This is a genomic window from Acidovorax sp. SUPP2825 (assembly GCF_030158995.1).
Lineage (GTDB): Bacteria > Pseudomonadota > Gammaproteobacteria > Burkholderiales > Burkholderiaceae_C > Paracidovorax.
The window spans coordinates 1-7,223 of the sequence record NZ_BQXK01000042.1 but is presented as its reverse complement, the minus strand read 5'-3'; the positions used below and the strand labels follow the sequence as shown (position 1 = coordinate 7,223).

Annotated in this window: 5 protein-coding genes and 1 pseudogene; 5 read left to right on the top strand and 1 reads right to left on the bottom strand. The window is 65.7% G+C overall.

The features are described from left to right. Positions 1–86: 86 nt before the first annotated feature. Positions 87–794, bottom strand: a complete 708-nt coding sequence (locus AVAK2825_RS24425; RefSeq protein ID WP_284403084.1) for a hypothetical protein — start codon at positions 792–794, stop codon at positions 87–89. A gap of 444 nt (positions 795–1,238) precedes the next feature. Between AVAK2825_RS24425 and AVAK2825_RS24420 the strand changes: the two genes are divergently transcribed. From AVAK2825_RS24420 to AVAK2825_RS24400, 5 genes and pseudogenes are all read left to right on the top strand, one after another. Beyond that, entirely contained in the window at positions 1,239–3,506 is a 2,268-nt protein-coding gene (locus tag AVAK2825_RS24420) for a type VI secretion system Vgr family protein (protein WP_284403083.1), read from the top strand. After that, a complete protein-coding gene (locus tag AVAK2825_RS24415) occupies positions 3,496–4,002 on the top strand; it encodes a hypothetical protein (protein ID WP_284403082.1) in 507 nt (168 codons plus the stop codon). Before AVAK2825_RS24420 ends, AVAK2825_RS24415 begins: the two co-directional genes overlap by 11 nt. 140 nt (positions 4,003–4,142) lie before the next feature. Beyond that, the gene (locus tag AVAK2825_RS24410; protein WP_284403080.1) at positions 4,143–5,447 is read left to right on the top strand and encodes a hypothetical protein; all 1,305 of its coding nucleotides are present in this window, start codon (positions 4,143–4,145) and stop codon (positions 5,445–5,447) included. Next, positions 5,444–6,571 (top strand): DUF2169 family type VI secretion system accessory protein, encoded by a 1,128-nt coding sequence (locus AVAK2825_RS24405; protein WP_284403078.1) that lies wholly within the window; start codon positions 5,444–5,446, stop codon positions 6,569–6,571. The genes AVAK2825_RS24410 and AVAK2825_RS24405 overlap by 4 nt, the downstream gene beginning before the upstream one ends. A 213-nt stretch (positions 6,572–6,784) precedes the next feature. Beyond that, positions 6,785–7,223: pseudogene (locus tag AVAK2825_RS24400) on the top strand (hypothetical protein); the annotation flags it as partial.

Here is a 7,223-nt window from a genome sequence, read left to right as displayed (position 1 = left end):
CGGGCCTGCAAGGCCCCTCATGCACCCAGGCGCAGACCGCTGCTGGGCCTCATCACGCTCAAACGGCTACTGGCGCCCACTCCTCCCTATTCGGATTCGTCAAACATGGGGTTGTGAGAGGCTCCCGTTTGGGTATCGTTGGCAATGACTACGAACCCCCCAGTACATGCCGCATTCACCCCCCCGATGGTGAAGCCACCTCCCCCGTTCAAGGCCAACTGGCGCGGTACATCTCCCAGTTCGACGCGTGTTGGCACTCCGGTAATCGCCGTAGCACGAGACGGTGCTTGCGTGTTGGCATCTTGGGGCAGCACAGAGATGACCAGTTCTCCCGTGCGCTCATCGATGCGAGTGGATTGCAGGGTCGGAAACGCTTCAGCAAGGGCACGGGCGTGATCGCTCTGTGCTTTGCGCAGTTCGGCAAGGGCGTGCGTTGCCCCGGTTTGGAAAATGATATGAAACGGCTCGTCGGTAACCGTCAAATCTTGGGAAGGCTCCGCTTCCGGTCCTTTCAATCGCACGACGAAGCGAGGGACTGGTGTCCATTCTCTGTACAAGCCGGCCAAGCGCGCTGAATATTTCTCACGAAGAGATCGGCCCAGCTCATTGGTTGCCCTTTGCAACCGCAGGCGACCATCAGCCTCATCGATGCTCACTCCCATAACCATCGCGATCTTGCCCGCATCCACTGCCGCAGCTTCTTTCTGGGAAATCAGCTGAGGCGAGCCACGCTCGGTTGCCGATGCCAAAGTAGCGAGACCAAAACACACCATAGCGAAAGCGCTGCGGGTCAACCCCCCACAGCGTGAAGCACATGATTTCATGAGTTCTCCCGTATAAATGCTTTTTTGAACGGCGCGGCCTCACAAATCCGATGCGCTAGTCCACGCCAAGTCTCTGCCCGGCCGCTTTACCGCCTGAGATGGGCGGCACTATCAGTGTACGAGAGCCAAACAAGCGACGGCCTGTCCGGGCCTCAAATGAGGTTTCAAAATGGGGTCAGGAGATTGCAGGTTTGCCTGTGGGCATGGCCTCTGAAGACAATCGCAGAGGGAAGTGCTGTCGCTCTACCGGCCAGCATTTAATTGTGACAATGGGAATCAAAGTGGCTGAATAGTTACGCTTGGACGCATTTAGACAGGTCTGGTGCAAGGGAGAAATGGCTCGATATTCCATCTGACGGGATATGATCGCCGCCGTTTCAACGCCACCAGGCCCCATTGCGGGTCCGCATACCAATGACCCGCCGAGTCACGATCCAAACGCCCCTGGGAGAGCAACTGCAGTTCCGGCAGTTGCAGGGCAAGGAAGCCATCAGCCAACTGTTCTGCCTCGACCTGGATTTGCTGAGCGACAGCAAAAGCATCGACCCGAAGGCACTCCTGGGCAAGAACGCCACGGTCGTGGTGGAAACGCAAGGCGGCGGCCGGCGCTATCTGGACGGCATCGTCACCCGCTTCGGGATGCAGGGCGAGGACCACCGCTCCTACTCCTACCGGCTGCGCCTGCAGCCCTGGCTGTGGCTCGCCACCCGCAAGACCGATTTCAAAATATTCCAGAACAAGACCGTCCCGGAGATCGTCGAAGAGGTCTTGGGCAAATACGGCTACCCCCTGCAAAAGAAGCTCACCCGCAGCTACCGCCGCTGGGACTATTGCGTGCAATACGGCGAGAGCGATTGCGACTTCGTGTCCCGGCTGCTGGAGCACGAAGGGGCGTACTACTACTTCGAGCATGCCGCCGGCCAGCACATCCTGATCCTGGCCGACGACATCGTCGCCTCGCACAGCCCGCTGCCGGGGGCGGCGGTCATCCCGTTCTATCCCCCGGAGAAGGCTGCGGTCGCCGACAAGGAGAACATCCACGCCTGGGAACTGCACCAGGCCATCCACTCCGGGCGGCACTACAACGACGACTACGACTTCCAGAAACCCCGTGCCGACCTGTCCAACATGCGCCAGACCCCGCCGGGGCACGCGCACGACGCCCACGAAGTCTACGAATGGCCGGGCGGCTACACCCAGTTCGGCGACGGCGAGGCCTATGCCCGCGTGCGCCTGCAATCGAGCCTCACCGGCCAAAGCACCGTCCGGGGCCAGTCGCGCCACCGGGCGCTCGCCCCCGGCTACACCTTCACGCTGGAGAACTACCCGCGGGAAGACCAGAACCAGCAGTACCTGCTGACCGGCCTCGAATACCACTTCAAGGAAAACCCCCAGGTCAGCGCCGCCGCGCCCGGCCCCAAGGGCACGCCGCAGGAAGAAGGCTCGTTCCAGAAGTTCACTTTGCAAGCCCAGCCCACCAGCTTGCCGTACACGCCTGAGCGCACCACGCGCAAGCCGCGCACCACCGGTCCGCAGACGGCGGTGGTGGTCGGCCCACCCGGCGAGGAAATCTGGCCCGACCAATACGGCCGCGTCAAGGTTCAGTTCCACTGGGACCGCGTGGGCGCCATGAACGAGAACTCCAGTTGCTGGGTGCGGGTGTCTAGCAGTTGGGCGGGCTCGGGCTTCGGGGCCATGTTCATCCCGCGCGTCGGCCACGAGGTCATCGTGGATTTTTTGAATGGTGATCCGGACTACCCGATCATCACCGGCTGCGTCTACAACGCCGACAACATGCCGCCGTGGGCGCTGCCGGGCAACGCCACGCAATCGGGCATCAAGACCAAATCCAGCAAGGGCGGGGCCTTCGGCGACGGCCTGAAGAACGGCGCGGGCGATGCCAACGCCATCCGCTTCGAGGACAAGGCCGGGGCCGAGCAGCTTTGGCTGCATGCGCAGAAGGACCAACTCGTCGAGGTCGAGAACGATGAAGACCACTGGGTGGGTCAGGACCGCCGCAAGACCATCGACCGGGACGAGACCAACGTCATCCACCGCGACCGGACGGAAACAGTGGACCGGAATGAGGACATCACGGTCCACAACAACCGCACCGAGCGGGTGGACCATGATGAGCGGATCAGCATCGGGGACAACCGCCGCGAGGACGTCGGTATCGACGAGACGGTGAGCATCGGCAAGAACCGGACAAAAACCATCGGTCGCAATGAGAAGGACAAGATCGGCAACAACTGGTCGATCAAGGTCGGCAAGTTCAAGACCGAAACCATCGGCATCGCCTCCATGCAGAACGTGGGCATCGGCCGCATGGAAAACGTGGGCGTGGTCTATAACCTCAATGTCGGGGCGATCATGGCCACCATCGTGGGCAAGAACCAAAGCACCACGGTGGGCAGCGACCAGGACGTCAAGGTGGGCACCAATCAGACCACGGTGGTCGGCACCAAGTACAGCCTCAACGTAGGGGGTGGCGGCGGAGATGCCAGTGGCGGTGGTGGCGGCTCCAGCATCACCATGGATGCGGAGACGATCACGCTGAAAGTCGGTGCCAGTTCGATCACCCTCCAGGCCGACGGCACCATCACCGCCAACGGCAACAGCATCCGCCTCATCGGCTCCAGCGACGTGACCACCCTTTCCGGGGGCATCCATGAAAACTGATCCCCGCATGCTCCGAAATGCCTCATCCTTGGTCGCCTCGCCCACCGATTCCGCATGGTCCTTCCTGCCAGCGCAAGTCCTGCGACAGGAGGCAGATGGCACCGTGACCCTGCAGTACCGAGGGCAGGAACATCGTGCGGCACTGGCATCCCAGATGCCAGGGGTGATCGAAGGCCAATACGTACTCGCGGCCCTGCCTGCGGACCTTCCATCGGCGGTGCCAGGAGACGCGCCCTTGCCAGCGCTGATCGTCGCGGCTTGGCCCTGCCCTGGCGCGCCCGCCGCTGCGCCCTGGCAATTCGACCGGGCAACCGGGGCGCTGTCGCTGGAAGTGACCCAGCTCGAATTGAGCGCGGTCAGCAGCGTGCTGCTGCGCTGCGCCGATGCGCGCATGCAGTTCTCGCAGGATGGATCGGTCGAAATCCGGGGCCACCAGATCACATCGGCGGCGGTCGAAACCCATCGCGTCGAAGGCGGCTCCATCGAGTTGAACTGACCTTTCTGCGCCGCGCCGTGGCCGCCACTGCGTTCGCGGTGCGAGGCAGACCGTCATCGCGTGGCAGGACCGCTACCGCCCTTCCTTTCCGGCCCATGATTCCTCGCATTCGACCTTCCACACCCCCGCCATTGCCCGGCATGCTGACCCGGCAGATGGGGATCGCCGTCCGAGCCTACGGCCGGCGCTCGGGCATGTTGCGCGGTGGGCATACGTTGCGCGCCTTGAAGGCCGTCGATCAGCGCCTGGACGCGCTCATCGCCGTCGGCCGCTACTACGGCACCGCCTGCCTGGACGCGGCGGCGGTTCTCGACGGCAAGGCCCAGCCCGAGGAAATCGCAGGTGCCGCGTTCGTGCGCGTTGCGCTGGCAGAGCAGCACCAAACCGATGTGGCGACGCGCCTGGACCTCATCGCCCGCCTGCATGCAGCGCAACCCGTCTGCGTTCGGGATGCCCTGTGGTTCTATGCCGCACCGGATACCTGCGGCCACCTTCTGGCGTCGGACGACGCCCAGCTGCTGGCCTGCGGCGTGGAACTGGCGGGGCGGCTCGCATTGCCGGAGCACATTGCCGCGGTCCATGCGGCAGCGGTGCGCGGAGCGGACCAGGACGCCTGCCTTCTGGCCTGCGCGCGCATGGGGCAGGTGCCGCCCCGAGCCGAAGAGCGCTGGATAGCCGTGCTGCAGGGCCAGGACCTCGCCCGGCAGATCACCACGCTGCAGGCCCTGGGCGTGATGGGCGGGCACCGGCTGCAGCCGGAACTGCGCCGCTACATCGACCGGATCACCGCCGCAGACGGCCCCACCGAGCAATCGCACCCCATCGGCTGGGCCGCCGCGGCCGACGCGGCGCTGGCGCTGTGGGCCGCGCGCGAACCCGAAGCGGCCCTGGGTGCCGTCCTGCAAGGGCTCCGGGTGCCCAACGACACGGCGCTGCGGGTCGCGGCCCTTGCGGGGCGCATCGAAGGGCTGCTGCCGGTACTCGATTTCATCGAACGGCAGGAGCGGCCCGTGGAGCCGGGCGAGCGCGACGTGCTGCGGCTGGTGTTCGGCCACGTACCGGGCGAGCTGGTGAACTCCCAGGGCACCTCCGACGAGCGCCGACGCGCCTTGCGCGCCGTCGCCTGCAAAGTGTTCGCGGCCAACGGCTGCACGGGGCTGGAGCCAGACCAAATCACCCACTGGACAGATCCTGCACTCAAGGATCGCCTGTGGGCGCTCGATGCCATCCGCATCCGCTCGGGCCAGCCGATCACGCAGACCCATCGGCTGACGCAAGCCTTCGACGTCGGGCATGCGCTGCGCAGCTGGCTCTACGTGGAGCATGCGGCGACCACCCACCGTCCGTTTACGCTGTCCCACGAAGACCTCGCCGCCCGGCAGATGGCCGCGGTGGAGACCGTGCAGTTGGTGGCCAGCCTGCAAGCCGATCCGCCACCACCATGACTTGCCCGGTCCTCAACCACACGCCGTTTCGCACTGAAGTCTTTCCGCACCAGGACGCCGAACGGCGCAACGCAGCTTTGCTGATCGTCAAGGGAACGTGGCAACTGGCTGAGGCAGCGGGCCTGCCGCCCCAACTTGCCGCAGCAAGGGACCAGGCCTCCATCTCCCGCGAGGGCGTGCGCCAGACGCTCGGCAGCCTCCCCCTGGAAGCCGCCCAGGCTGCTGCCATCGCAGCACGCCAGCATGAACTCTGGACCCGCCTGGAAACCGAGTACGTGCCGCCCAAGCCCTGCTTCGATCTGATCGTGAACGGCTGGGCCATTGCGCCGGACGGCTGCCCGCGACCATGGATCGATGCCGCAGTGGACTACCTCGGCACCAGTGGATCGCGGCGCCTGATCGAACTGCGCGCGTTCGCTCCACGCACCTGGCTGCCCGAACTTGGATTGATCGGCAGGCTGCGGGCCTCGAACGACGCCACCGCATCGCGCATCCCGCTCCTGCGCCCCTTTGCCTTCGGCGGACAGGAGAAAGACCCACAAACCGGCCAGGTGCATGCCTTCGAGCCCAACCCGGAGGGCATGGGCTGGTACCGCAGCGCCGCAGCCGCCAAAGGCGCACCGCTGCCGTGGATCGAACCGCTGGACCGAGCCATCACCGCCTGGGACGACACCCTCGAACCCATCGCCCTCGGCCATGTGCCGCCCCACCACGTCCCGCGCCGCGACTTGCAGGGCACCTTCGGCGACACTTGGGCATCGACCCGCGCGCCCGAACTGCCCGAGGACTTTGACCCGCGCCACCACAACGCTGCGCCCGATGCGCTGCAACTGCGCGAAAGCCCCCACCCGGGCCATTGCCTGGCCCTGCACGGCATGTCGGAAGAGGGTCCGCTGTATTTCACATGGCCGCAACTGGCACTGACCGTGCAGGCAGAGACCGCAGGCGGCACGCTGCTCCCGCCCCAGGAACTGCGTTGGGACACGCTGCTGGTGGACACCGCAACGCAGCGCGCCTCGCTGCTGTGGCGCGCCGTGATCGCGCCGCCCGCACTGGAGCGGATCGGCGTGATGCACGTCGCGGCACATGCCCGCACACCCAGCGCCCAATCCCCCTTTCCCTGATCCATCGAGATGCCACCACTTTCGACCGCACCCGCCGCACCAGGCGTTTGGCACATCGCACACGCTGGAGCCGTCACCTCGGCCGGGACCAGCGCCTGGCAGTCCGCCGCATCCTGGGTGGGTCTGCAAAAACGGTTCCGGAAAGCAGCACACCCCGGCGTCGGCCCGCATGCCATCACGACCGCACCGTGCCCGGAGATCACATCGGGCGCAGTGGGCGTATCCCGCCTCGCCCGGCTGCTCGGTGCCGCCTTGGCCGACGTGGTGTCTTCGATGGCACAGCCGGGACACGATGCGGAGTGGGCCGCTCCCGCCCGCATGGCGCTCGCCTTGCCCGAGCGCATGAGCGACGGCGAAAGCACCGATCTTTGGCAGCAGGCCCTGGCCGAACTCGGGCGTTGGGCTGGCCCTGCGGCCAGCGCAACGCTCGGTGCCGTGCCGTGCCGCTTCGTTCGCGGCGGGCACACGGCAGGTTTTGCCGCACTGCAGGCCCTCGGCCCTTGCGACGGTGACTCCTACGACACCGCGCTGCTGATGGCCGTGGACAGCCTGCTCGATACCGCGACCCTGCAAGCGGCCCATGCCCGCAGTGCGTTGCTCACGGACCGCCATGCCGACGGCTGCATCGCCAGCGAAGCCGCCGCTGCCCTCT